21 protein-coding genes are annotated in these 25,193 nt (G+C 45.6%); 13 read left to right on the top strand and 8 right to left on the bottom strand.

Annotated features, from left to right (window positions below):
• Positions 1-66: 66 nt before the first annotated feature.
• Positions 67-831, bottom strand: a complete 765-nt coding sequence (locus K0O23_RS13830) for an oxygenase MpaB family protein (RefSeq protein WP_219878026.1) — start codon at positions 829-831, stop codon at positions 67-69.
• A 63-nt stretch (positions 832-894) separates the two neighbouring features.
• Positions 895-1,752, bottom strand: a complete 858-nt coding sequence (locus K0O23_RS13825; RefSeq protein ID WP_219878025.1) for an aminotransferase class IV — start codon at positions 1,750-1,752, stop codon at positions 895-897.
• Between the two features lie 325 nt (positions 1,753-2,077).
• Between K0O23_RS13825 and K0O23_RS13820 the strand changes: the two genes are divergently transcribed.
• From K0O23_RS13820 to K0O23_RS13795, 6 genes are all read left to right on the top strand, one after another.
• The gene (locus K0O23_RS13820) at positions 2,078-2,749 is read left to right on the top strand and encodes a hypothetical protein (RefSeq protein ID WP_219878024.1); all 672 of its coding nucleotides are present in this window, start codon (positions 2,078-2,080) and stop codon (positions 2,747-2,749) included.
• Between the two features lie 12 nt (positions 2,750-2,761).
• A complete protein-coding gene (locus K0O23_RS13815) occupies positions 2,762-2,911 on the top strand; it encodes a hypothetical protein (RefSeq protein ID WP_219878023.1) in 150 nt (49 codons plus the stop codon).
• 89 nt (positions 2,912-3,000) lie between these two features.
• Positions 3,001-3,333 (top strand): ArsR/SmtB family transcription factor, encoded by a 333-nt coding sequence (locus K0O23_RS13810; protein WP_219878022.1) that lies wholly within the window; start codon positions 3,001-3,003, stop codon positions 3,331-3,333.
• Positions 3,334-3,386: 53 nt separating this feature from the next.
• Positions 3,387-4,232 (top strand): arsenite methyltransferase, encoded by an 846-nt coding sequence (locus K0O23_RS13805; protein WP_219878021.1) that lies wholly within the window; start codon positions 3,387-3,389, stop codon positions 4,230-4,232.
• Between the two features lie 170 nt (positions 4,233-4,402).
• Positions 4,403-5,461 (top strand): ACR3 family arsenite efflux transporter, encoded by a 1,059-nt coding sequence (arsB, locus tag K0O23_RS13800; RefSeq protein ID WP_219878020.1) that lies wholly within the window; start codon positions 4,403-4,405, stop codon positions 5,459-5,461.
• A 17-nt stretch (positions 5,462-5,478) separates the two neighbouring features.
• The gene (locus K0O23_RS13795) at positions 5,479-6,096 is read left to right on the top strand and encodes a low molecular weight phosphatase family protein (RefSeq protein WP_219878019.1); all 618 of its coding nucleotides are present in this window, start codon (positions 5,479-5,481) and stop codon (positions 6,094-6,096) included.
• Positions 6,097-6,247: 151 nt separating this feature from the next.
• On the opposite strand, the gene K0O23_RS13790 is transcribed toward K0O23_RS13795, so the two are convergent.
• Positions 6,248-6,784, bottom strand: coding sequence for a YceI family protein (locus tag K0O23_RS13790; RefSeq protein ID WP_219878018.1), 537 nt, complete (start codon positions 6,782-6,784; stop codon positions 6,248-6,250).
• A gap of 246 nt (positions 6,785-7,030) precedes the next feature.
• On the opposite strand from K0O23_RS13790, the gene K0O23_RS13785 reads away from it, so the two are divergent.
• Positions 7,031-7,786, top strand: a complete 756-nt coding sequence (locus K0O23_RS13785) for an EcsC family protein (RefSeq protein WP_219878017.1) — start codon at positions 7,031-7,033, stop codon at positions 7,784-7,786.
• Positions 7,787-8,113: 327 nt separating this feature from the next.
• Positions 8,114-8,974: a bestrophin family protein gene (locus tag K0O23_RS13780; protein ID WP_219878016.1), complete on the top strand. Its 861-nt coding sequence runs from the start codon at positions 8,114-8,116 to the stop codon at positions 8,972-8,974.
• A gap of 108 nt (positions 8,975-9,082) precedes the next feature.
• On the opposite strand, the gene K0O23_RS13775 is transcribed toward K0O23_RS13780, so the two are convergent.
• Together K0O23_RS13775 and K0O23_RS13770 are read right to left on the bottom strand one after the other, a co-directional pair.
• On the bottom strand, positions 9,083-11,443 hold the full coding sequence (locus K0O23_RS13775) for a TonB-dependent receptor (RefSeq protein ID WP_219878015.1): 2,361 nt from the start codon (positions 11,441-11,443) through the stop codon (positions 9,083-9,085).
• A 208-nt stretch (positions 11,444-11,651) separates the two neighbouring features.
• A complete protein-coding gene (locus K0O23_RS13770) occupies positions 11,652-12,755 on the bottom strand; it encodes a PepSY-associated TM helix domain-containing protein (RefSeq protein WP_219878014.1) in 1,104 nt (367 codons plus the stop codon).
• A gap of 252 nt (positions 12,756-13,007) precedes the next feature.
• Here K0O23_RS13770 and K0O23_RS13765 point away from each other — a divergent pair, with 252 nt between their 5' ends.
• The 5 genes from K0O23_RS13765 (at position 13,008) to K0O23_RS13745 (ending at position 20,715) form a co-directional block, all read left to right on the top strand.
• Complete coding sequence (locus K0O23_RS13765) at positions 13,008-13,682, top strand: Crp/Fnr family transcriptional regulator (protein WP_219878013.1); 675 nt, start codon at positions 13,008-13,010, stop codon at positions 13,680-13,682.
• Positions 13,657-14,307, top strand: coding sequence for a CatA-like O-acetyltransferase (locus tag K0O23_RS13760; RefSeq protein ID WP_219878012.1), 651 nt, complete (start codon positions 13,657-13,659; stop codon positions 14,305-14,307). Before K0O23_RS13765 ends, K0O23_RS13760 begins: the two co-directional genes overlap by 26 nt.
• Before the next feature lie 573 nt (positions 14,308-14,880).
• The gene (locus K0O23_RS13755; RefSeq protein WP_219878011.1) at positions 14,881-16,965 is read left to right on the top strand and encodes a T9SS type A sorting domain-containing protein; all 2,085 of its coding nucleotides are present in this window, start codon (positions 14,881-14,883) and stop codon (positions 16,963-16,965) included.
• Positions 16,966-17,024: 59 nt separating this feature from the next.
• Positions 17,025-18,365 (top strand): tetratricopeptide repeat protein, encoded by a 1,341-nt coding sequence (locus tag K0O23_RS13750; RefSeq protein WP_219878010.1) that lies wholly within the window; start codon positions 17,025-17,027, stop codon positions 18,363-18,365.
• A 76-nt stretch (positions 18,366-18,441) separates the two neighbouring features.
• Positions 18,442-20,715 carry a TonB-dependent receptor gene (locus K0O23_RS13745; RefSeq protein ID WP_219878009.1) on the top strand — a complete coding sequence of 758 codons (2,274 nt, stop codon included), beginning with the start codon at positions 18,442-18,444 and terminating at the stop codon, positions 20,713-20,715.
• A 76-nt stretch (positions 20,716-20,791) separates the two neighbouring features.
• Here K0O23_RS13745 and fabD read toward each other — a convergent pair whose 3' ends face one another.
• From fabD to K0O23_RS13730, 3 genes are all read right to left on the bottom strand, one after another.
• Positions 20,792-21,670, bottom strand: a complete 879-nt coding sequence (fabD, locus tag K0O23_RS13740) for an ACP S-malonyltransferase (protein ID WP_219878008.1) — start codon at positions 21,668-21,670, stop codon at positions 20,792-20,794.
• Positions 21,671-21,780: 110 nt separating this feature from the next.
• Entirely contained in the window at positions 21,781-22,209 is a 429-nt protein-coding gene (locus tag K0O23_RS13735; protein WP_219878007.1) for a thiol-disulfide oxidoreductase DCC family protein, read from the bottom strand.
• A gap of 3 nt (positions 22,210-22,212) precedes the next feature.
• A complete protein-coding gene (locus tag K0O23_RS13730; protein ID WP_246597112.1) occupies positions 22,213-24,990 on the bottom strand; it encodes a T9SS type B sorting domain-containing protein in 2,778 nt (925 codons plus the stop codon).
• Positions 24,991-25,193 lie beyond the last annotated feature (203 nt).

The raw sequence follows: 25,193 nt of genomic DNA, 5'->3' as shown, positions 1-25,193 counted from the left end.
CTCACAGTGTCTTAGAGACCTGTGAGGTCTTTTGAGCCAGCACTTTTGACTTATCTTGATGATATTTTACGCCGGCATACGATCCAGCGCTTTGATATCGGATTTATATTCTCCCGGAAGTATGGCCTCTTTAAGCAACCAGTCGAGGTTAAATTTGCGGGCAATTTTATAAACAGCCAGCACCGGCACAAGCCAGGCAGTACTACTAAAGTTAAGCAAAGTCTTAACTAAATTTGGTACTACAAGCTTTTGTGCTTCCAGTAACAGTAAATATCGGATCGGACCCAGGTGCTTTCTGTATTGTTTGTAAAGGTCTGAAGTATACTTGCTTTCCTGCAGATTCTGAACAAGGTGCTCTTCCCGGGCAATAAGCCATTGCTGGTAAGTTTGTGGCAAATCTTTCAGCCCCATGCGGCTGCCTACCCTGTAAAACGTTTCAAACACTTCCGCTTTCTCGCTTTCAGACAGTTTTTGTTCCAGCAGTTCATAAGACCGGATCGAGTAATCTATCAGCATGAAAAGTACGTCGCGGTAAGCCCAGTCAGGTATACTTTGGCCGCGTTTCTGCTCTACACCGGCATGTATGGCAGCCATTTTATCGATGGCTTTATGCGCTATTTCTTCTGTAGAGAAAACAATCTGACGGGCATAACCAACTGTAGAAAACAATCGTCCCAATGGGTCTGCTGGCAGGCGGCCAGTAAAGTATAACCAGTCAACAGCTTTATTTAAGGCAAACTCTGCTGAGGCTCCGGCAAAGATAAAAAGCACTGTATCGCTCTTACCCCAGATCTCCCGCACAACAGAGTTCTCATTCACAAACATTTTCATACTTTGGAAACGATGGAGCAAGTAAAAACGTGCCGTGGGTATATTTTTAAAGTATAAACTGTGCTACCTCACTGTCTCAGCCAGCACCTCCTGCTCCAATGCCATCAAATCCTGTAGCAACTCCAGCGTAATCGGACCTGGTTTGCCTGTTCCTATCACCTCGCCATCTATCTTCACAATAGGCAAAATACGCTTGGTTGTGCTGGTCAGGAAAGTTTCTTTTGCTTGCTTTACTTCTTGCAGGGTTATGTCTCTTTCTACTACTTTATACTTTTTAGCTGCCAGGGCCATTACGTTTTTGCGGGTTATGCCTTTAAGTATGTTGTGGGCAGGCGTTACAAGTGTATTATCTTCAGTTACTATAAAGAAATTGCAGCGCGGAAATTCAGTTATAATTCCTGAGTTAAAGTATAGCACTTCTTCTGCATTCTGTTCTCTCATATGGTGCAGCAACCGGATGCCTGTAGTATAGTTTATACTTTTAACTATCGGCAGGTCGCGCAGGTATTCGTGGGTGATGATGCTAATGCCCTTTTTTACTTTTTCTTTTGAAGGCAACACCAGTGGCTGCTGTTGTATAATAAGGTTGGGCGCGGCCGGGTCAAAACCATTTTCAGAGTAACCACCCGTCAGGATCATCTTTACCCCAGATTCCTCCAGATTATTCAGGCTGATCAATTTTTGCAGTATCTGCCTTAATTCATCTTTAGTATAAGGTACTGGCAGGTACATCAGGCTGGCTGAGTTGTAGAAGCGTTCCAGGTAATCGTTCAGGAACAGGGGCTTATGTTTATCTGCTTTAAAAAAATCGAACACACCGTAACCCCGCTGAATGGCAAGGTCGCTTATATGCAGAAAAGCCTGTTGCGCCGGTACAAAATCTCCGTTTACAAATACCTGAAGTGTAGATTGCGCTTCCATAGTTTCAGAGTTTAATGGTTAAAGCAAATGTATCAGAAAAATTTAATGAGCACCACCCTTTATAGGCTTTTATAACGGCAGCCTCCTTTTTTTATACTATTCGAAATACCTTACTAAGAAGCATTATCAGATTGGAAATATGCAATACAAAAAGTTTGATTTTTGAAAAATAAAGGTTTTCTTCGAACTAAATACAATAATGAATCCTTTATAGGGTTTAGCTTAACAGGTGTTAATACCTGCGCCGGGCAGTTTTAACTTTTCTGTTTTGCTTGCTCCGGTAAAATTTTTCAACCTTTTTACATTACTTAAATAATTGTTCAAGATGAAGAAGGCATTTATTTTATCCCTGATTTTTATGTCGTCTGTTGTGGTAACGCAAGCACAGGACGCGGCAACCAAAGAGGTAAAAGCTTCGGACCAACTGCAAAATCAGTTTAAAAGCCTGAAAGAAAACGCCAACAGTTACAGAGAAGGCAACCGTGAGTATAAAGTTGTTAGCGTTAGCGCAATGGATGCTTTCTGGAAGAGCGTAGAAGGCAACATTAAAGCCACCGAAACTAAACTTGAAAAAGCCAGAAGCGGCTCTAAAGAAGAGTTGGAGCAGGCGCAGTCTAAAATAGACGCACAGCAAGCTCAGATTCAGGCACTGGAAAAAGACAATGCTTTAAAGGACGAAGAAGTAAAGAAAAGTGACAGTATCTCTGTTTTTGGTGTTTTTTACATCCCTAAGCAGGCTTTCGTGATCATGATGTTCTCTGTAATAGGTGTATTGTTGCTTATTGCTGGTATTTTATACTTCCAGTATAAAAACAGCAAAGTAGTTACCGACGAGAAAAAGAGAGCTTACGACGAGATTGACGCTGAACTGCAGGAAGTAAAGAAATCGGCCCGCGAAAAAGAACTAAAACTGAAGCGCGACCTGCAAACAGAAATGAACCGCATCGACGAACTAAACCAGCAAATAGCAGCCTTACAGAAAAAAGTAATGGCGTAAGCTATTTAAAGTATGAATCAGAAAGCCCCGGAAAGTATAAAGTTCTCCGGGGCTTTTTGCGTTTGTTTCATCTATAACCTGCTCAATTGTCATTTCGACCATCGGGAGAGATCTATCCGGAATTCTATAAAGATCTCTCCTATCGTGGAGATGACAGCCTGATTGAAATGACAACAGTCTGTTTAAAATATTTTCATAACAAAACCTCTTGCATCTGAAACTTTTAATCGTAATTTTACGATAATAAAACTATGGGAGCTACAAAAACAGAAGAATTCACACTCGCCGATATAACGGTGGCAAAGTATGCGAAGGCGCTGGGACACCCTGCCCGCATTGCCATACTTCGTATTTTGCTGGAACGCACCTCCTGCATCTGCGGCGATATTGTGGAAGAACTGCCGCTGTCGCAGTCTACGGTGTCGCAGCACCTGAAGGAGTTGAAAGAGGCCGGTTTGATAAAAGGCGACATTGAGGGCAAAAAAGTATGCTACTGCATTGATGCACAAGCATGGCAAGAAGCGCAGCAACTGCTGCAGATAATATTTGGCAAGTATAAACCCTGCGATACCAGCTGCTGTTAAAAAAATTTGATTTATTTAATCGTAAAATACCGATAAATTTAAACCCAGAAACTATGAACAATGCAGAAGAATTAAAGAAGATCGTTCGCGAGAAGTATAGCGAAATAGCCAACCAGAGCAAAGACCAGAATTCAGCTTCGTGCTGCGGCGCCACCGGTTGCGGCACCGTAGACTACGCTATATTTGCCGATAACTACACCGAACTGGAAGGCTATAATGCCGATGCTGACTTAGGCTTAGGTTGCGGCCTGCCAACAGAATTTGCCCAGATCAAAAAAGGCGACACGGTAATAGACCTTGGCTCCGGTGCCGGCAACGACTGCTTTGTGGCCCGTGCTTTAGCAGGCGAAGGCGGCAAAGTAATAGGCGTAGACATGACGGAGGCTATGATCGCTAAAGCACGAGACAATGCTGAAAAGCTAGGTTTTAACAACGTAGAATTCCGTCAGGGCGAGATAGAAGACCTGCCCATTGCCGCCAACCGTGCCGATGTAGTGGTAAGTAATTGTGTCCTGAACCTGGTGCCGGATAAGCAGAAAGCCTTTGCCGAGACCTTCCGTGTACTTAAGCCCGGTGGCCATTTCAGTATTTCGGATGTGGTGCTGGTAGGCGAGTTGCCTGAAGGCCTGGTAAAAGCCAGCGAAATGTATGCAGGTTGTGTATCAGGTGCTATCCAGAAAGAGGATTACATGCAGATTATTCGTGAGGCTGGCTTTGAGAACATTACCGTACAGAAGGAAAAGGCGATACAGGTGCCCGACGAGATCTTGAAGGATTACCTGAGCGAAACAGAGATCAAAGAATTTAGAAACAGCAATACCGGCATTTTCAGCATTACAGTTTACGGTGATAAGCCTCTTACCTCAGCGTGCTGCGAGCCTGGTGCCGGCTGCTGTTAAACTGAACTGGTTTTTGATGGCGCGAGCGTCCTCGCTCGTGACCGGCTATAGTGTGGGCCCCCGGCCCAGTTGAGTTACAAACTCAACATCATTATAAGACACGAGTTACAAACTCGCGCCAGCAAAAAACTGATTAAAACCCAACTACATTACCACTTTAACACCCTGACATGGAACATTGCGCACCTGCCTATAACCGCAAGAAACTTGGCTTTTTAGACCGCTACCTCACCCTTTGGATCTTCCTGGCGATGCTGATTGGCGTCGGAATCGGATATTTTTTACCAGAAAGCTCTGGCTATGTCAATTCCCTGTCAACCGGCACCACTAATATACCTATTGCCATTGGTTTGATCCTGATGATGTACCCGCCGCTGGCAAAAGTGAATTACCGGCTGCTGCCCAAGGTGTTCGGAAATGTAAAAGTCATCGGCTTGTCATTAATCCTGAACTGGGTGATCGGGCCGCTGCTCATGTTTATACTTGCCATTACTTTTCTGCGCGACTACCCTGAGTACATGACCGGACTTATACTTATAGGCCTGGCACGCTGTATTGCCATGGTTTTAGTATGGAACGACCTGGCGGAAGGCAGCCGTGAATACGCAGCAGGGCTTGTAGCGCTGAATAGTATCTTCCAGGTTTTCCTATACAGTTTTTATGCCTGGTTATTTATTACCAAGCTCCCAACGCTTTTTGGATTCGAGGGTGCTATTGTAGACATCTCCATCGGCGTAATTGCGGAAAGCGTAGCGATTTACCTGGGGATACCGTTTCTGGCTGGTGTGCTGAGCCGGGTTATACTTGTGCCATTAAAAGGCCAGGAGTGGTACCAGACCAAATTCATACCTGCCATCTCCCCTATTACGCTAATAGCACTGCTGTTTACCATACTTGTGATGTTTAGCTTAAAGGGAGAACTTATTGTAAGTATACCATTTGATGTGCTGCGTATTGCCGTGCCACTGGTAATATACTTTGCCATTATGTTCCTGATAAGCTTCTTTATAGGCAAGGCGGCCGGAGCAAACTATTCTGAAAATGCATCAGTAGCATTTACGGCTGCAGGTAATAACTTTGAGTTGGCCATTGCGGTTGCCATTGCCGTGTTTGGTATTAACTCCGGTGAGGCCTTTGCCGGTGTGGTGGGGCCACTAGTGGAGGTGCCGGCGCTTATTGCTTTGGTTAACGTGGCCTTCTGGCTCAGAAAAAGATTTTATGCACAATAAACCAACTCTAAATTAGCATGAGTTTACTACCTGTACTCTCCAAAACTGCCCAACAACTGACTCAAACATTTGATCAGATACCCGCAGAAAGAAAAGAACTGTTACAGCAGCTAAGCGACTATATCAGGAATAAGAAAGCAGCGAGCCAGCCGATACCACTAGTGTTTATCTGCACCCACAATTCCCGTCGCAGCCACATGGCGCAACTATGGGCACAGGCAGCAGCTGTATACTTTGGTATTGAAAGGGTAATCTCTTACTCAGGAGGTACAGAGGCTACAGCCTTTTATCCGGCAGCAGTAAAGGCCATGAAGGCAGCAGGATTCGAAATTGAAAAAGCTGAGGAAGGCCAAAATCCGAAGTATAAAGTTAAATATGCTTCAGACGGAAATCCTGTACAAGTATGGTCTAAAAAGTTTGATGATGCGGCGAACCCTGCCTCCGGTTTTGGCGCCATCATGACCTGCTCCGATGCCGATGGCAACTGCCCTTTTGTACCAGGCGCTGAAAAGCGTATTGCCATCACGTACGAAGATCCAAAAGCATCAGACGGGACAGCCGAGCAAGATGAAGTATACTTTGAAAAAACGCTGCAGATTGGCCGTGAGATGTTATATGCTTTCAGTAAAGTATAAAACGAAATAGAGACGCAAAATTTTGCGTCTCTATTCTACTTATCAATGAGGACAGACATAGCCTAAAGTATACACAGAGACCAAATAACGGTTACTGGAAATCTTCAGAAGTCTTTTGTCCTTTGCCAAACGTTTTTTGTCCTGATATTTATCAGGCCTGCTTCACCAGCTGTATCTCAGCATGCAGTTTAATCTCGTCGCTTACTACTATGCTGCCAGCCTCAGTTACAGCACTCCAGGTTAAGCCATAGTCTTTGCGATTTATCTTGCCGTCAACAGTAAAGCCTGCTTTTGTCTGGCCATAAGGGTCTACTACAATACCACCAAACTCTACCTTTACAGTAACTGGCTTCGTAGTACCACGAATAGTCAGGTCGCCGTGCAGTTTGTACTCTTCATCCGATACTTTCTCAAAGTCTTTTCCTTCAAATCTTACCTGCTCGTGGTTATCTGCATCAAAGAAGTCTGCTGATTTCAGGTGCGTATCGCGCTGCTCGTTATTGGTGTTGATAGAGTCCACATCAGCTGTGAAAACAACTTTATTAGCTTTTGTAAAGTCATCGCCCTCAGTCTCCACTTCCAGGTTAAACTTTGCGAAGTAGCCTGTTACAGTTGTGATCATCAGGTGCTTTACTTTAAACTGTATTTCGCTGTGGGTTGGGTCTATCGACCATTTAGTAGTTGCCATAATCTTATTTTTAGTGTTATGAATTTCTGACTTAATCTATACCTCGCTAAAATCTCAATTGTTTAATTTCGTAAAGTATAGTTGTTATGTAGTTTTAAACTGCAAGTATATTATAAACCGATACACATTACATATACATACATCAAATGTATATACATTGAATTTGAGAAACAAGTTTCATTTTAGTTTTTTACCTTAGATGTATACTACCCCCGTATAGCTGCTTAAGTTCTGATTTAAAGTCCTATGTCTGCCTACTATAACACTTTTGCATTTGGTGAACTAAGAAAATGGCAGGGAGAAATGCTGCAGTCGCCCTCTTTCTTAAATGCTGTGGCGCGTAAGCTGCAGTATAAAATAAACAGCTACATACCAGATAAAGTACACGCTGCCATAACTGCCACTATTAAGCAAATGACACGCGCTATGCTTTTTGGTGCCGGACTTGTAACCACAAAACCGTTGGAGGGCCTGAGTTTGCAGCAACGGGAACTAATGGTGCAGGACAGGATCAAATTTTACCAGAATGCAGCCGCTGCTGAGGGAGGTATTACAGGGGCTGGAGGTATACTTTTAGGTTTTGCAGATTTCCCCTTGCTTCTCAGCCTAAAACTAAAACTGCTATTTGAGATATCCGCCATTTATGGTTACGATGCCGCAGACTACCGCGAACGAGTGTACTTACTGCACATATTCCAGTTAGCGTTTAGTAGCCACGAGCATCGCCGCGAAGTATACCTGCAAATGGAAGACTGGGAAACCAAGAAACAGCACTTGCCTGAAGACATTGACCAATTTAACTGGCGTGCCTTTCAACAGGAGTACCGCGATTACATTGACCTGGCAAAAATGGCCCAGATGATTCCGCTGGTTGGGGCACCTATAGGCGCTGTAGTTAACTACAGGCTGCTAAAGAAACTGGGTAACACCGCCATGAACGCCTACCGCATGCGCTGGAAAGAACAGCAACTGATAAGCTCTGCTGCTGCCCCGAAATTGTAAAGTATAAGTTTGTATAACCTGAGTCAATTCCCTCTGATGGTGCGAGCTTGCAACTCGTACTTAAAACCGCCTGTCAGTAATATACCCCTCATCAATGTAGCCTTTCCTATCTAACAAGGGGGGTACGAGCTGCAAGCTCGCACCAGCACAAATTACCATCATTGATTCTGTGAGGGCGTATCTTGATTCTCTTTAAATCTACCCATACTTCAAAGAATTTGTATCTTGCCGCCAAAATTATCTGATCTATACTTTATCAGGTTCAGCCAAAAGCGGGCTTTCTTAATTTGCAAAGTATAAGCACCATCACCCACATACCTAAACACTGTGATCAATTATAACCCCAAAGAATGGTTCATCTTTATTTTCAGGATTTCGAGGGCCGATACGTTTCGTAAGCTGCTGCCGCTTATGGTGGCTGTAAGCGTATATTCCGGTGGTATTGCCTTTGTAGAACTAAACTACCTGACCTCCGACGAATCTAAGTATATCCGTAACTTTGGAATGATTCACGGGGTGCTGGGCTTTGTGATCTCTTTGCTGCTTGTCTTCAGGACCAACACTGCCTATGACCGTTGGTGGGAAGGCCGCAAAGTATGGGGAGGACTTACCAACACCTCCCGTAACATGGCTATTAAAGTAAGCGCCATGCTGCGCCACGAAGAAGACCGCCGCTTTTTCAGGCTCATGATCCCAAACTTTGCCTTTGCCCTGAAGAACATGCTGCGCGAGAATGAAAACTTCGAGGAACTGGACCCGGTACTGGATTTAAAGCGAGGCCGACACCTGCCTAACCAGATCGCATCTGCTATTTATAGCCGTGTAAACTCCCTGCACGAAAACGGCACACTCTCTACTTCACAGATGCTGGCCCTTAGTGCCGACGTACATGCCCTAACCGACCACACAGGCGCCTGCGAACGCATCAAAAACACACCTATACCCTTTACCTATAGCGTGTTCATTAAAAAATTCGTGTTCTTTTATGTGATGACGCTGCCTTTTGGCTGGTCGTTTAGCCTGGGCTATTACATTATACCTGTAGTGGTACTTATACTTTACGCATTGGCTAGCTTAGAGCTAATTGCTGAGGAAATTGAAAACCCCTTTGGTACCGACGACAATGACCTGCCTACTGACCAGATCTGCCATAACATTAGAAAACACGTGGCAGAGTTATTGAGTTGAACTGCTAATCCAGACTAAACAATAAACCTAGTTAACCCTCGAGTATAAAAAAGGCCACCCCAGATATACCGGAATGGCCTTAGCAAAACTAAGCGGGCATTGTTAATATTATATCTCTACCGTTAAACCAAGCGTAAAGCTGGCACCGCGGCCTTTAATGTAGTACTGGTCGAACATTAGGAACTGCGAACGTGCCGGGAAGTAATCTGCATTTAACACATTCTCCACACCTAGGTTAAAGGTAGTAGATGGCGACATTCTGTAAGAAGCTGCAAAATTCACTATGCTGTAAGGGCTAATCTTGCCTTCATAAACCTTGTAAAGTCCAGTAGACTCCTGCACTGTAAAGCGATCTCTTTCACCTGAACCGATCAGGTCTGCTCGCAGGCTCAGGCTCTTGATCGGGGTATAACGCACATAGGCAGTATACTTTGGCGCAGAAATTCGCTCACCACCCAGGTAAGTATCTTCTGCATCATCAAAACTACCGTTATCGTTTACGTCGCGTTTGCCTTCTACATAAGAGTAAGTGGCACCAACTGTCAGGTCTCGGGTTGGGTTTACGTCTGCTGCAACCTCAAAACCATGCACACGCTCCGGCAGGCGAATAATGTTGTAAAAGCCGTTCTGCTCCATAAAGCTGGAACCCAAATCTGACTGACTAATGTATGCCGCTGCCTCTACTCTATAGATTCTGTTCTCGCTGGCAAAGCCTACCTCATAGTTGTTCACGATCACAGCCTCTGTCTGGATAAGCGCAATATCATTTACAGTTGCCCGACGAAGCAGCACACCCAGGTCAGCCACAGAGAAACCCTGCGAGAAGTTAACAAATGGTTTAAATAAATTGAATCGGTTATACTTCAAGCCACTGTTAAACACCAGGTTGTTATACTGCAACTCGCCACCCTTTACATCTACGCTGTTGCCAAAGGTTTTTGTGTTATTATTATAAGGCTTAAGGGTAGTATAATCCGGCATGCCTATGTTAATGTTTTCAAAACGAACACCACCGTTAAACACCAGGTCGTTGAGAAAATTAGCCTGTAGCTGCAGGAACGGAGCTGTGCTCACCATGTCCATTTTCGGCACCCAGGTTCTGCCATCCAGCAAAGGCTGTGATGTTATGTCGTTCAGCAGGTCAAGGCCATAGATCAGGTCTCCGATAACATTTGCGCCAATTCCAAAAGGTGTGTTCAGATCAAGGCGAACACCTTTTTTAGAGGATTGAATAGTAGACTGACCACCACCCTCAAACGTTGGGCTGTACACAAACACAGTGCTGATGTCCTGCACATAAGCACTCACGTTCAGGCTTGTGTTCAGAAACAGGCTATCGTAAGAATACTTTAGTAAGCCGTTGTGGTTCCAGCGGGTGCCTTCCGGAGAGCCCAGTACTGCACCTGGCACAGCTGTGGTTTTACGGTCTTCTTTTATACTTCCCATTACCTCACTCAGGTGCGTTTTTACCTGGCTGCCAAAGTAATTGTAGCTAAGCTGCACGCGCTGTTTAGAGGTAATGTCGTAACTCAGTTTACCAAAAGCATTGCGGTTTTCGAGGTTGCTCATGCCGTATATCGGGCCAATAATATCACCATCGGCATCCCTGGCTACACCTGTTTGTTCGTAACCGCCGCTTACAATATAGCCTAGTTTCCCAGCCTTGCCAAAAAACGACTGGTTCAGGCGGCCACCTATACTTTCTTTGGTATTTGTAAAAGAACCTGTAGAGGCCAGTTGGGTTTTAGAAGAGAATTTCTTGATCGCATCGGTATCTTTTGTAATGTAATTGATCACACCACCAGCGGCACCGTTTCCATAAATAGATGTAGCGCCTTTAATTACCTCAATGCCCTGCAGCACGTGTGGGTCTATGGTTCTCATATCCACAGAGCCATTGCGTAGCGGCGTAGACTGCGGCACCCCGTCCACCATTACCAGCACCTGGCGCCCTCTAAGCGTCTGAGCCCAGTTGCTGCTTGTACCAGAAGAATGCCCCATACCCGGCACCGTTACAGCCAATATATCGATTGGGTTGTTGCTTACCTGCTGCTGTTCCTGGAGCAATTGCGAATTTACAGAGGTAATAGAAGAAGTGAGATTTTCTTTATGCTGGTCACGCTTACGGGAGGTAATTACCACTTCATTCAGCATACTTCTGGCGTCCTGTAGCGCAAAAGAAAGCTCTCTTAGCTCCCTGTCTTGTACTTCCACCACCTGTCTTTTAGTTTGGTAGCCAATAGCAGAAACAACAACTGTATACCTGCCAGCCTGAAGACCTGCTATAGTAAAGTTGCCCTTTGCATCTGATGTAGCGCCTTTTGTGGTGTTAAGGAGTGCTATTGTTGCATATTCAACTGCACTGCCTGTAGAATCACTTACTGTACCCACAAGCTTTGCTGAACTTACCTGAGCATAGGTAACCTTAGTAAGCACCAGTAACAGGAGTAATAGTAAAATCTTTCGCATATCGTTATTTAGATTAAATTTAAATAGATGACGCTGCAATATTATTCACTATTTAGAATTAGTCCAAATAAACAAGTATATATTTTTGGAGATTCTTCCTGCCCCATCAAATGCATAGTATAGAATGGTGCTAATGCACTTAACAAGGCGTAAGTCTTAACCCAAAGAAGGGTTTAATGGGACTGTAAAAGGCAAATTAGGTCTACGGCTAGGCTGCGGAAGTATGAGCCCTGGAGATTTTTCTGCGTGGCATTTTAGGCGCTGGCTTTATTTTACGTAATCGCCAGATCACAAACCCTGAAATAGCCAGAATGCCCGGCAGCAGGCCGAAGAAGCTATAAAGCAATTTAACCCAGATACCCGCGTAATCGCCGAAGTGCAGCGGTTTAAGGATGGCAAGCAGGCGCTTATGCCACGGCTGGTCGCGCAACATGTTCACGCTTTTAACTTCACCTGTGCTTAGATCTACCTGAATGTTGCTGTAAGTAAAGCCGTAATAGGCTGGGTCTTCCTGGTGTCTGCCCAATACAGAAAGATTACCGCCTGCAAAGCGCAGGTAATTTATCTCAAACTTAGGGTGATCTGCTTTCACTTTCCGGATAACCTCATCTACCGAAACGGCTGCTGGCTGAACCTCGGCAACAGCAGTTGCTGCCGGCGATAATGCGTATTCTACGATAGTATAGGCTATCCAGGTGCCGGTTATACTTATAAATAAATTAAAAATCAGGCTCCAAACCCCAACCACCCGGTGCAGACTGGAGAAAAAAGACCTCCTGCTTTTGAAAGATACCAGTTGCTTAAATAAAAGCACTTTAAGTATAGACGTGCGGTACAGCAAGAAACCGGTTATGCTAAGTACGATAAGACATAAACCGCCCAGCAACACAATAATTTTACCCGGCGTGCCTGAAAGCAGGTTGTAGTGCAGGTCCAGCAGCACGTGCACCAGGCGTTTATCAGCACGGTCTATAGTCGCTAAAGTCTCTCCTGTTTCAGGGTGAACAAAAAACCATTTCCGAACACTTCCTTTTCGAATCTCATACTTCAGCGCCTCATTCAGGTCTTTCGGCAGCTTTGGCACCCGGATATCACTCTCCGGATTTTCCTTTCTTATGCGCTCAAACGAGTTATCAATCTTTAGTTCAGAAGCCGGAGATTCTAACGTAGAAAGCTGCCTGAACTGCGCATGGTCGATATCGCGGTGAAAAACCAGTACCGAGCCTGTCATACTTGAAATAAGCAGGAATAGCCCAGCCACCAGGCCCAGCCAATGATGAATGGAATACGTTTTCTTTACCCGCTTTTTCAAGTCTTTGTACCTTTAGATCCCCATTTGTCTGCTGCCATTCTTTAAACAGGCAAAACATCTATACGAAATGAACTGCGCAAAACTACAGGTAAAAGTACTAAGCTCAAACACTATTTGGAATTAATCTAAATTAATTAACCTAAATTTTTATGCTTTGTAATAAATTAAACTACGCTACACTACTACCAGAAAGATATGCACACCGGACAAATGTCCTTTTAGAGATGTAGCAGTATACCTTACCTTTGTACCATGCAAGAGCATCTATTAACCGAGTACAGGAGTGCCATTATCTATTATATGGACTCCCAGCCATACTTGCTGGAGAAGTATGGCATTGCGTTTATGCAGTTCGGGCCGCAGCACCAGTTGCTGAAACAGGATGCATCTCCATATAGTGTGTTTATACTTCAGTCGGGACTGGTAAAGGTGGTGCGTACTACATCGCTGGGCCAGGCTTACTCACTGGGCATTTTCGACAGAGGAGAGGTACTAGGAGATGTGGAGGCCATCATGGAGATGCATCATTTTGGTACCGTAGAGACCATTACGAACTGTACCTTCTGGAGGATTGCTCCGCAGCAGTTCCTGAAAATGCTGTCGCAGGAGCCGGAATTTAATTTGCTCATTCACCGCAACGTGATCTCGAAGTTGTTGAATACATCCCATAAAGCAGCCATACAAAGCACTAACAAGTTGTTTTACTCGCTGATGATCGTGTTGCGGGAGTTTTCGAAACTAAACGAACTTCAGATATCAAAGGCACTGCTGGCAGAGGCATTGGGCACCTCTACCCGAAATCTAAACCGGCTGCTGGTACAACTTGAAGCTGAGCATATCATTAAAACACAGCAAACCATTATCAAAGAAATAAACCTGCATTTGCTGCAGCACAAAATACATGCATACGAAAACACAATACAGTAAAACCAATTTCGAAACGAAGGGCTGGGAACGCGAAGAGCACTTTCATTTTTTTAAGGCATTTACACAGCCTTTCTTTAACGTACACACCGAAGTAGACATTACCAACCTGTACCACTACGCCAAAAAGGAGAAGCTATCGGTGTTCCTGGCTTACCTGCACGCTGCCACCGAGGGAGTGCGCGCCACTGAGAATTTCCTGTTAAGGCTGGAGGGCGAAGGTGTGGTAAAATATGAGGCCGTGGATATTTCCACCACTGTTCTGAAAGATAACAAAACAGTATCTTTTGTGCACCTCCCACACCACCCCGATCTGCATACTTTCTGCAATGAGGCCTCTGAGATTGTGGCTGAAGTAAAAAAAAGCAACAGGTTGTTTTACGGTTATAATGGTCCTGATCTGGTGCACGCCACTACCCTTCCCTGGTTTCCGCTAAAAGGTATGGAGCACGCGCATATCGACCAACCAGACGACTCTATTCCAAAACTGGCGTTCGGCAGACTGGAGTTTAAAGACGATAGAGTTATACTTCCGGTAAGTGTGCGTGTGCATCATGCGCTGGTAGATGGTTATCATATACACCTCTTCCTGGAGAACATGAAGGCGAGTATAAATACTTTGGGTTAATTAGCTTAGCCCTAAATTTGTGCCTTCTCATAGCTTTCTGGTATACAGGTTGCCAAATTTTGAAATATTCAACTAGAAGCAGTAATTTATAAATTACGTTGCTCTGATCTTGCATCCATAAAAGACAAGCATTTATAAGCTTACCCCTTATGCAACTATTTAATAAAAGTTTATACTCTAACGTATATACTTTATACAATAATGCCTGCTACTAACCCAAATATTAGGAGTTAAGTTAACTTATATATGCTTAATAACTGACCAATATTTTCTTGCAAAATAAACGTATAAACTTTTCCCTAAAAAATACTACACGTTTACCCTCACTTTTTCTAATACAGAATATTAACCGAACCAATAATTTATACTTTTAAAATATAAATTATTATTTTTTTACTTAAAGTGCATTTAAGTAAATTTATATAGAGGATATTTAAGAAATCCGATATAAAACAGGCATCGTACATTTCTCTGTACACGCTAAAGTACCTGCCACACCATTCTCATCACAGCCCTTTCGATGAGTGTTAACATCACCCGATGTTTATTTTTTACATTTTAATTTATTTGCTTATGAAGTATTTTACTAAAGTTAGCCTGAAACTATGGCTAACACTACTGGCCATTGTCGGCATAGTAGGTATTGGATCACAAACAAATTTCCTGGAGTCGTCGAGTCACAGGGAGGCGCCAATGATCATGAATGACCCACTTGCAGACAACACTGACGTTTACGCCTTTCGAAATCCTACCGACCCTAGTAGGATGGTTATTATAGCCAACTATATCCCGTTCCAACTCCCGCAGGCAGGGCCTTACTATTACAATTTCGGAGAAGAGGTAATGTATGACATCCACATCAAGAACAACCCAAACACAAAAGGGGATGACATCATTTACAGATTCGACTTCAGCAAGAAAAACGAGGACCCGACAACCTTCTTTAACATCCGACTTGGAAAGGAAAACCAGAAGGTAACATACAATGTAATGAAAAGCACTGACAATGGAAAAAGCTTTACTACCATCCTTAGCAACGCTGTAGTACCACCACCAAACCAGGGACCTCGTTCTATTGAGAGTGCCGTGGGTCTTAACAGTAATTACCACCAAGAATCACTGATAGAAGGTATACAACGACTGCCTTCAGGTGAAAAAATATTTGTTGGCCCAGTAGATGATCCCTTCTTTATCGATGTGGGTGCCTTTTTTGATTTAGGCAACCTAAGACCGAACAATGCTGTGGATGGACTTGCTTGCAAAAACGTGCATACCATCGCTTTGAACATACCTATAACCACACTGCAAAAAGACGGTAAGCACCCAGACATGGCTAAAAACATACTGGACTCTGACTATATTATCGGCGTGTGGGCTTCTGCCAGCCGTCCGAAAATAACCGTGCGCGAAGCAGGCGGAAAAGTGAACCACAACGGACCTTTGGTACAGGTATCCCGTTTAGGTATGCCATTAACAAATGAGGTAATTATACCTGTAGGCCGCAAGGACGAGTGGAATGCCGCCACACCTTATAATGAGAAAGAGTTTGAGCAGTATTTCACCAATCCAGAGCTTTCGCTTTACATAGACAATACCGCATTTGGAGATGAGATTCCACAACTTGGTGCGCTGCCATTACAAATGAACTCGCTAGGCAAGTATGACTTCCGTAACAATAAAGCAGGGCTATACCCGCTGCTCAACACACAGGCTGTAAAAGGCACAGCTCTTGATCCAGCTCTTTTCGGTAACTACTTGCTTCGTCCGAATGCACCTCGCTCCGTGGACATACTTCCTATATTTAACACAGGAGTACCTAACCTGGCTCCGTACCAGTTGGCTACAGGCAAAGGAGGTAATCCTTTGGCAAAAGGCAAGCCATTCATCAATAACTTCCTGCCTACATTTGGTGACATGCTACGCGTAAACATGGCCGTACCAGTTACGCAAAGAAACTCCCCAGACTTTAGCAGACTGGGCTTGGTGCAGGCAGCAGTTCTTGGTCTGACAGACCCACGGTTCAACAAAACTTCTGACATGCAGTTTATCCCGAACATGGATGGCTTCCCGAACGGCAGACGCATAGAGGATGACGTAGTGGACATCGAGACGATGGCCGTAAGTGGTGTGGTATTGGCAGCCATCGGTCTTTGGTATGATGATTATGTACCAGGTAGCCCTAACCCGGTAACCAAGGATCTGCTAACGGTGCTTACTTACCCTTATGATGGTGTGGATACTAACGACAAACCATACCTGCAGGGATTCCCTTATGTGGCTCAGCCGTGGAGCGGCCTGGAGGGCAGCACCTGTGAATGCGGTGAGCAAAACGGCATGTCACAAATGCAGAACATACAGGGCATGAACCTGAACGTAGCGCCGCCGGACATCATGATGAAAGAGGTTGAAACCTATCCTAACCCTGCCTCCGAGACAACCACCATTCGATACAGTTTAAGAGACGACACTGCTGTATCCATGAAAGTGTTTGATGCGGCCGGACGTTTGGTGGCAACACCAATGTCTAACAGAAAGCTTAAGGCCGGCATGCATGAGGTGAAAGTAGACGTGAGCAAATTCGGAAACGGAATTTACTACGCCACCATGCAAAACAGCGACGGCAAAACACAGACAGTTAAAATAGTTGTATCTAAATAATCAAGGGCAGGCCGGTTTTGCACCGGCCTGCTTTTATTCATCTCACTAAAGAATTATATATGAAAAGAGGAAATATCTACGCAATAAGTTTTGTGCTTCTTCTTGTTATTGCTGCTGGCGTCTTTGTTTATAGCAGGAACCACGAGGAACCTATTCCTCCGCTAAGAGAAAGACAGGGTCCTATATCTACTACCAGCGAATGGTTGAACACAAAAGCAGCTATCGAAGGATTGCAATACAAAATCCGCAAAAACAGCAACGATACCCAAAGCAAATTATTACTTGCCATGGCCTACATGCAGGAGGCGCGTGTAACAGGCGAACACCCCTACTATTTTCCTGCGGCCCTTAAACTTGTGGAAGATGTGCTTGACCGCAACAACATAGACCCGGCCATACGCTTTGAAGCTACCGTTGCGAAGGCAATGATACAGCTGTCTCTGCATCATTTTGACAAGGCGCTGGAAACAGGCAAGCTTGCACATAAACTAAATCCGAACAGAGCATCAGTTTATGGTGTTTTGTGCGATGCCTATGTAGAGCTGGGTGATTACGAGAAGGCTATAGAGATGGCAGACCAAATGGTAGCCATTCGCCCGGATTTAATGTCTTATGCACGAATTTCCTATTTAAGGGAAATACACGGGGATATGGCTGGCGCTATACGCGCCATGGAGATGGCCGCCAACGCGGGTTATCCGGGACTGGAGCAAACGGCGTGGGCTAAGTATAACCTGGCAAATCTTTATGAGAGAATCGGTGATCTTCAAATGGCAGAAATCTATTACAAACAGTCACTGGTAGAGCGCCCTTCCTATGCTTTCTCAACTGCAGGCTTAGGTAGAATAAAAGCGAAGACAGGAAATGATAAAGAAGCAATTGAGCTACTCCAGCAAGCAGCCGGAACAATCCCGGAGTTTTCTTTTCAGGAAGAACTAGCGCATTTGTATAAAAAGACAGGCCAGAAACAAAAGGCTGCGGAAATAATGGAGCAACTACTGGAAGGCTTTGATGAAGACGAAGAAGCCGGCCACAACATGAACATGGAAATTGCCAATGTATACCTTGAACTGGACAATAACCCAGACAAGGCACTTGAATACGCTTTAAAAGAGTATAAGAGCCGGCCAAACAATATTGACGTGTGTAAGATGATGGCATCTATCTACTATGAAAAGAAGGATTATGCGACAGCTAACAAGTATTTGCTAAAAGCTATCCGCACACAAAAGCAGGACGCGTCTTTGCTAACGTTAAATGGACTGGTAAACTATAAGCTGGGTAAAAAAACTGACGGTGAAGAGTTAATCCGGAAAGCTTTTTCCATAGATCCCTTTCAAAGCAGTAGCGTCAGTACAGAAGGTAAGGCTTTGCTGAGTCGCAGCTTGTCTAGCCTGTAAACTATATCACTCTAAAATATACCCGATGCTAAGCGACATCTTCTACAGATGTCTGAAGGATTACTACGCCTATACTATGAAAAAATTTTTATTCCTTCTAACCATATTAACTTCGTTTATAACTACAGCTTACGGACACAGCGGCTCGATAAAAGGAACTGTGCTGGGTAAAGAAGACAACACTGCACTGGCAGGCGCTTCTGTAGTACTCGACAATACCGATAAAGGAACTACCACCGATATGTTTGGGCGCTTTAAATTCGCCAACCTGCCACAAGGTACTTACCAACTATATGTATCATACTTAGGTTATAAGTCTGCCAGTTATACTTTGGAAGTGAAGGAAGGCGAAACAACTCAGATGACCTCTCGGCTGGAGCGCGGCATCTTCGACCTGACAGAGGTTACTGTGGCAGCCGCCGACGAGGAACCGCTCAACACCATCAGCACCATTGACATGAGTCTCCGTCCAATCCAGAATTCACAGGATGTGCTGCGGAACGTGCCGGGGCTGTTTATTGCCCAGCATGCCGGTGGCGGCAAGGCAGAGCAGATTTTCCTGCGCGGCTTCGACATCGACCACGGCACCGACATTCGCCTTACAGTGGACGGCATGCCCGTAAATATGGTATCTCACGCACACGGTCAGGGGTACTCCGATCTGCATTTTATCATACCTGAAACGATAGAATCCATAGACTTTGGTAAAGGTCCCTACCGCGCAGATCAAGGTAATTTTGCCACCGCGGGTTATGCCGGCTTCAATACACGCTCCTCATTGGATAACAGCCTGGTTAAACTGGAGGCGGGTCGCTTTAACACGTATCGGGCTGTAGGTATGTTTGATTTGCTCGGTGACTCTGCCCGGATGAAGCATCAAAATGCTTACCTGGCCACAGAATACATGTTCAGCGACGGCTACTTTGAGTCTCCGCAAAATTTCAACCGGCTAAATGTGTTCGGGCGCTACCAGGGCATGTTTGGCACAAACAAAATACTCTCTGCTTCCCTTTCTATGTTTACCAGCACCTGGGATGCCTCTGGCCAGATTCCGGTACGCGCCATAGAGTCCGGCCAAATTACCCGCTTCGGGGCTATCGATGACACTGAAGGAGGAACCACCTCCAGGCAGAATGCAAATGTAAGTCTGACAAATATACTTCCCAACGGGGATATACTGCAGAACCAGGTATACTTTGTAAAGTATGACTTTGAGCTGTACTCTAACTTTACCTTTTTCTTGAACGACCCTGTAAACGGAGACCAGATAAGGCAAAAAGAGGGCCGTAACATTTATGGCTATAACGGCTCTTATAACCACGAACATAGTTTATTTGGCATACAATTAAGAAGTGAGGCAGGCATAGGGCTTCGCCACGATGTAGTAAGTAACTCAGAACTATCACGCACAATTGGCCGCAACACCACGCTATCTAACGAGCAGCTAGGCGACATTACTGAGACCAATGCCTACGCTTATCTAAGCGAAACACTGGAGTTATCGCCAAAATGGTCCGTAAATGCAGCACTGCGGTTTGATCAGCTATACTTTAACTATGCCAGCGACATCTCCCCCGACTCTACCTTTAGCCGCCAGTCAGCAGCACAGCACAAGTTCAGTCCAAAAGCTAATGTTTATTATACTCATTCTCCTACCCTACGTATCTACGCCAGCGCCGGCATCGGCTTCCACTCCAATGATGCCCGTGTTTCTGTAGTAGCAGACAGGAATAGAATTCTACCGTCAGCCTACGGCACAGACTTGGGCGTTATCTTTAAGCCTCATAGAAGCTTGCTGTTACAGACCGCGCTGTGGGCTCTGGACCTGGACCAGGAATTTGTATATGTGGGAGACGAGGGAATTGTAGAGCCATCCGGTAAAACGCGTCGCTATGGTATTGATGTGACAGCACGCTACCAGTTCAACAGACACCTTTTTGCAGATGCAGATCTGTCTTTGGCAAAGCCAAGAGCCAAAGAGGAGCCAGAAGGAAACAACTACATTCCGTTAGCACCTGCTGTAACCAGCACAGGTGGTATCAGCTACCGCAGCAGTAACGCCCAGGGCTTTAACGGAAGCCTGCGGTACCGCTACCTCCAAAGCAGGCCGGCCAACGAAGACAACTCCATTACTGCCGACGGTTACTTACTGCTGGATGCAGTGGCTGGCTATACTTTAAAAAAGTTTGAGCTAAAGCTAACAGTTGAGAATCTGCTAAACGAAGAATGGAAAGAAGCCCAGTTCGATACGGAATCCCGTCTACGAAATGAGGTAGAACCTACATCAGAAATACACTTTACACCTGGCATACCTTTCTTCTTTAAAGCTGGATTAAGCTATATGTTCTAAGGGTACTGAAAAGCTTAAGAACAAAAAGGCCTTCTCCTGCACTGTCAGGAGAAGGCCTTTTGTGTTTTTAGGTCCTCTATTCTACCGAGCTAACCTCTGCCGTACGCTCAATTTTTTTCACAAGACCTTGCAATACCTTCCCCGGACCGCATTCAACAAAATGTGTGGCACCATCGGCAAGCATCTGCTGTACAGACTGCGTCCAGCGCACCGGGGCTGTAAGCTGCTTTATCAGGTTTTCTTTGATCTCAGCTGGGTCGGTGTGCGGCTGGGCATCTACATTCTGGTAAATCGGGCAAATGCCCTGGCTGAACGTTGTTTCTTCTATAGCTTTTGCCAGTTCTTCCTCTGCAGGCTTCATCAGCGGCGAGTGGAAAGCACCTCCTACCGGTAACGGCAAGGCACGCTTGGCACCGGCCTCTTTCATTTTCTCGCAGGCGATCTCAATACCTTTGTTAGAACCGGAGATTACAAGTTGTCCAGGGCAGTTATAGTTTGCAGCAACAACTACTTCGTCAATAGAGGCACATACTTCTTCTACTTTCTCATCTTCCAGGCCAAGTATAGCGGCCATCGTTGATGGGTTAGCCTCGCAGGCAGCCTGCATCGCCAAAGCTCTTTTAGACACTAAACGCAAGCCATCCTCAAAACTCAACACCTTACTGGCAACCAGTGCAGAAAACTCACCCAAAGAGTGACCAGCCACCATATCAGGAGCAAAATCCTTGGCTACAGCAGCCTGTGCCACAGAATGCAGGAAAATGGCAGGTTGTGTCACTTTGGTCTGCTTCAGCTCCTCATCGGTGCCGTTAAACATGATCTCTGTAATATTGAAGCCCAGAATCTCGTTTGCTTTGTCGAATAACTGGCGCGCCTCCACGTGCTGCTCATACAGATCCTTGCCCATACCAACAAACTGAGAACCCTGTCCCGGGAAAACGTATGCTTTTTTCATTCTATATTATTTGATTGTTAATTGCTAATTGTTGATTGTTAAATTGCTTAATCGCTAAAGATTGGTTGCTGCGTATACAAAACATTATACTTTATCAGAACAACTAACAATCAAAACTCTAAAAACCTGGCTCGCTGTGCTGGGCTTGGCAACATACAGCTGTCGGTGCGGCCTGCAATGCTGTAGCGGTGCCTGGCTATAAAGCGGTACACAAAATCACGGAAAGATAAAGGAATAAACCGGAAATAGTAAAGTATAGAAAGCGGAAAATTGAGATGCCGCGTTATGCGCAATGCAGCTTCCGATTCTGTGTATAATTTTCCGCCTTCCCAAAAAAGTATGGAATCCGGCAGCGGTTCAGGTAGTTGAGCATCCGGAACAAGTGATTGCAAAACATCGGATTGCAGGGCAGAAAAGTATAAATCCTGTTTTTTATTATACTTTAGTAAAAATTGAACGCTCGCCTGACAAAAGCCGCAAGAGCCATCGTAAAACACGATGGCTCTTTTGCTAAGCTCTTCTATATTTTCTAAAATCATGTATTATCGGACTATCTCTACCCAGCCTTTATACTTTTTGCGCGAATCAGCCGGGTTTCTGGTAAAGAACTCTACCTCCGCCTCATAGTAGTAAACGCCGTCGTTCAGGCGGTTGCCATCGTTATCCACCCCGCGCCAGTTAATGAACACGTCGTCGCCGGTGGTGGCCGTTTTCTCGAACACCTGCACGCCCCAGCGGTTGAACACCTTGAACTTCATGCTCTTGATGAAGGCGGCCCGCTTGTCGGGGCGGAACACGTCGTTGAGCCCGTCGCCGTTCGGGGTGATGATGTTTGGCAGGATGAAGGTGATGCAGTTGTCGTTGCATACCTCGTTGCTCACCGGGCTCTCGCGCCCCAGCAGGTCGGTGGCCGTCACCACGTAGCACCCGGCAAACGACTGAAGCCCTGTATGAGCAAAGGTAGTTTCTTTGGTCGTGGCTAACTTAACGTACTCGGCGTCGTCCGTCGGCTTGAAGTATACCGTGTAAAAATCAATCTCGTCGGTGCAGTCCCCGGTGATCTGCGGCACCCACGAAAGCAGGTTCTGGTAGGGCGGCTGCGTAGGGTTCTGGCTGAAGGCGGCGCAATCCAGCTGCTCGATACTTAACACAGGCGCGCACACAATTTTAGGCAATGCTGCGCATACCTGCTGACTGTTGTTGCGTAACGGCGCTGGCACGTCTTTTATATCGTAGGCTCCTACTGTTTGCACATAGTAGCAGTATTCTACGCCCCGCATCAGCTCTGTGCCGCCAAATGTACCACGGTCAGTATATGTTCCGCTGGTAGCTGTTGCAGTCACACTGTCTATCAGGGTAAAAGTACCGTTTATTTGCCTGTATATTAAGTGCCTGCGCACTTCATTTTGCCATGGCACGCTGTAGGTCCAGTCCAGTTTGATCTCCTTCTGGTCGCCTGCAGACGGGGTAAGCGTGAGGAACACACTGGATGCCTCTGAACTGTCGCGCAACTCGGTAGGCTGAGCTCCGGCAGTTGGTGCCTGGTAAAACTCCAGTCTGTAACGGTACGCTTTCTCAACTGTGTTAAGTCCCTGATCTGTAAAGGTAGTGTCAGCCATATTACGGGTACGTTTCACTTCTGTAAAACCTGCTCCTGTCTGCATACCTTCCTTGCGGTAAAGGCGGTACTCCAGCGGTTGTGTTAATCTCGACACATCCCGTGGCTGTGTCCATTTCACGATTATCCGGCCATTAGTTGCATCTGTCTGGTCTACGGTTACATTGGTCAGGTAAGGTATATCCTGCTCAACGGTAATACAAGTCTCATTGGAGGCAATACTCTTACCCCTAGCCGGGCCCGGAAACTCAGCATAAATAATATAACAATATTCTGCCCCGGCTTTCAGGCCGGCGCCGTTGTTGTTGTCTGTGTAAGAGGTCTCACTGGCTTTTACCTCCGCTATCAGCACATATCCTGTGCTGGCAGGCACACCCGTTTGGCAAGCATCCGGCACAAAGCCTGAAGGTCCCTCGCGCCGGTAAATACGGATAGTAGAGGCATTCTGGCAGATGTATGAGTCCCAGGTTATTGTAGCCGTTCTGTTAGAAACAGTAGCGGCAAGGTTTTGAGGCGGCGGCCCCACCACGGTAATGTTCCAGGGTTGCAGGTCTGCCAGTTTTGTCTCGTTCGGTGGGCGTACGTCCTCTGCCTTAAAGATAACCTGGTAAGGGCGTTCACGCACATCAGAGCAGGTAGTAGACCATCTGAATGCTCCTGTAGCAGCACCTGCGGTATTTACTGTCTGGCTAAAGGTGGCTGGCGGTATAATACCGCCGGTGGCCGTAAGCCTTATAAAGTCACCGTCCGGATCCGTGGCCCGGATAATGCCGTTCAGTATAGTACCGGCTACAACACAGGTATCCTTCGGTGCGAGCTTTGGAGGCCGATTTGGCGTTTCTTTCACAATAATTTGCATATCGCGTACCACCTCGCCGATTTTAATTGCCCCATTAGCCGACACACGCCACTCCTCTACGACAAATGCCACGTTATACTCACCCTTGATACAGGGCACGTCCCAGACCAGTTGTCCGGTAAGCACGTCCAGGGTGAGAATGGAGCTCCCCGTGCCCGAAGCCCTCGCACAGCCTCCTGCATAAAGGTTAGGCAGCACGTAGCCAGGCACATTGCCTATTGTTCCGGTTGCGCCGCCACGTTGTTGCGGCACTCTTAATTTAAAAGCCAGGCTATCACCATCTGCATCGAAGGCTCCTGGGTTATGTACATAAATACGGCCCACTGCGGCGAGGTCCACAGGGGCCACCGTAAGCACAGGTGTGCTGTTAAAACCACGAAGCGGGTTAATGTTAATAGTGGTGGAGATGTAAAAGGTAACCTGATCTGAAGGCGGAGCCATGTTCAGGATATTAGGGTTACGATTAACACCAGTCCAGGAAACAACATAAGTTCCTGGGGCAGGATACGTATACTCCCATTTATAAATGGCTACATTTACCTGGTCAGCAGGATCCCCAACCGGTATTTCCGGTCCAATGCGGGGCACCGTAATAAATTGATTTGCGACACCAGTAGAAATTTGCACCGTAGGATCCTCTGCGTTGGAAGGTGCATCAGTATAGATTTTCATGGTGAAGAAGAAGCGTAGCGGGTTCGGATTGGGTGTAGTATCCCGCTTGGCAGTAATATCTCCTGCTCTTATGTGCGTAGCCTGTGCTTCAGTTAAAGCTCCCAACAACAATATCAACACCCACAACAGACCACCATGCAGCAGATACCATTTGCGTAAACTTTTTGGCATATATCTTAGGTTTGGCGGTATAATCAGTTATAAAGTAAACTAAAAAACTTTGATTTTATTATCAACAAATGGAAGAAAAGCAGGTTTACATAGTAAAGGTTTTTTGTCCTACGCATTCCAATTTAGATTGATTCAAAATATTAACCTAAAATTGTTTTATAAATGGTGCGCTAGTACCTTTGAGAGATTAAAATCGCATCATT

It is taken from the genome of Pontibacter aydingkolensis (genome assembly GCF_019443125.1).
GTDB lineage: Bacteria > Bacteroidota > Bacteroidia > Cytophagales > Hymenobacteraceae > Pontibacter > Pontibacter aydingkolensis.
Note: the sequence above shows the minus strand (reverse complement) of the source record. Positions and strands in the feature narration are given on the sequence as shown.

Excerpts from the sequence above, each read along its gene's own strand:
- K0O23_RS13760 (WP_219878012.1), top strand. The coding sequence starts at position 13,657 with ATGCATACGAAAACACAATACAGTAAAACCAATTTCGAAACGAAGGGC.
- K0O23_RS13790 (WP_219878018.1), bottom strand. The coding sequence starts at position 6,784 with ATGGCAACTACTAAATGGTCGATAGACCCAACCCACAGCGAAATACAG.
- arsB (WP_219878020.1), top strand. The coding sequence starts at position 4,403 with ATGGAACATTGCGCACCTGCCTATAACCGCAAGAAACTTGGCTTTTTA.
- K0O23_RS13825 (WP_219878025.1), bottom strand. The coding sequence starts at position 1,752 with ATGGAAGCGCAATCTACACTTCAGGTATTTGTAAACGGAGATTTTGTA.
- K0O23_RS13775 (WP_219878015.1), bottom strand. The coding sequence starts at position 11,443 with ATGCGAAAGATTTTACTATTACTCCTGTTACTGGTGCTTACTAAGGTT.
- fabD (WP_219878008.1), bottom strand. The coding sequence starts at position 21,670 with ATGAAAAAAGCATACGTTTTCCCGGGACAGGGTTCTCAGTTTGTTGGT.
- K0O23_RS13730 (WP_246597112.1), bottom strand. The coding sequence starts at position 24,990 with ATGCCAAAAAGTTTACGCAAATGGTATCTGCTGCATGGTGGTCTGTTG.
- K0O23_RS13810 (WP_219878022.1), top strand. The coding sequence starts at position 3,001 with ATGGGAGCTACAAAAACAGAAGAATTCACACTCGCCGATATAACGGTG.
- K0O23_RS13830 (WP_219878026.1), bottom strand. The coding sequence starts at position 831 with ATGAAAATGTTTGTGAATGAGAACTCTGTTGTGCGGGAGATCTGGGGT.
- K0O23_RS13795 (WP_219878019.1), top strand. The coding sequence starts at position 5,479 with ATGAGTTTACTACCTGTACTCTCCAAAACTGCCCAACAACTGACTCAA.
- K0O23_RS13815 (WP_219878023.1), top strand. The coding sequence starts at position 2,762 with ATGAATCAGAAAGCCCCGGAAAGTATAAAGTTCTCCGGGGCTTTTTGC.
- K0O23_RS13745 (WP_219878009.1), top strand. The coding sequence starts at position 18,442 with ATGAAAAAATTTTTATTCCTTCTAACCATATTAACTTCGTTTATAACT.
- K0O23_RS13750 (WP_219878010.1), top strand. The coding sequence starts at position 17,025 with ATGAAAAGAGGAAATATCTACGCAATAAGTTTTGTGCTTCTTCTTGTT.
- K0O23_RS13785 (WP_219878017.1), top strand. The coding sequence starts at position 7,031 with ATGTCTGCCTACTATAACACTTTTGCATTTGGTGAACTAAGAAAATGG.
- K0O23_RS13805 (WP_219878021.1), top strand. The coding sequence starts at position 3,387 with ATGAACAATGCAGAAGAATTAAAGAAGATCGTTCGCGAGAAGTATAGC.
- K0O23_RS13735 (WP_219878007.1), bottom strand. The coding sequence starts at position 22,209 with ATGATTTTAGAAAATATAGAAGAGCTTAGCAAAAGAGCCATCGTGTTT.
- K0O23_RS13755 (WP_219878011.1), top strand. The coding sequence starts at position 14,881 with ATGAAGTATTTTACTAAAGTTAGCCTGAAACTATGGCTAACACTACTG.
- K0O23_RS13765 (WP_219878013.1), top strand. The coding sequence starts at position 13,008 with ATGCAAGAGCATCTATTAACCGAGTACAGGAGTGCCATTATCTATTAT.
- K0O23_RS13820 (WP_219878024.1), top strand. The coding sequence starts at position 2,078 with ATGAAGAAGGCATTTATTTTATCCCTGATTTTTATGTCGTCTGTTGTG.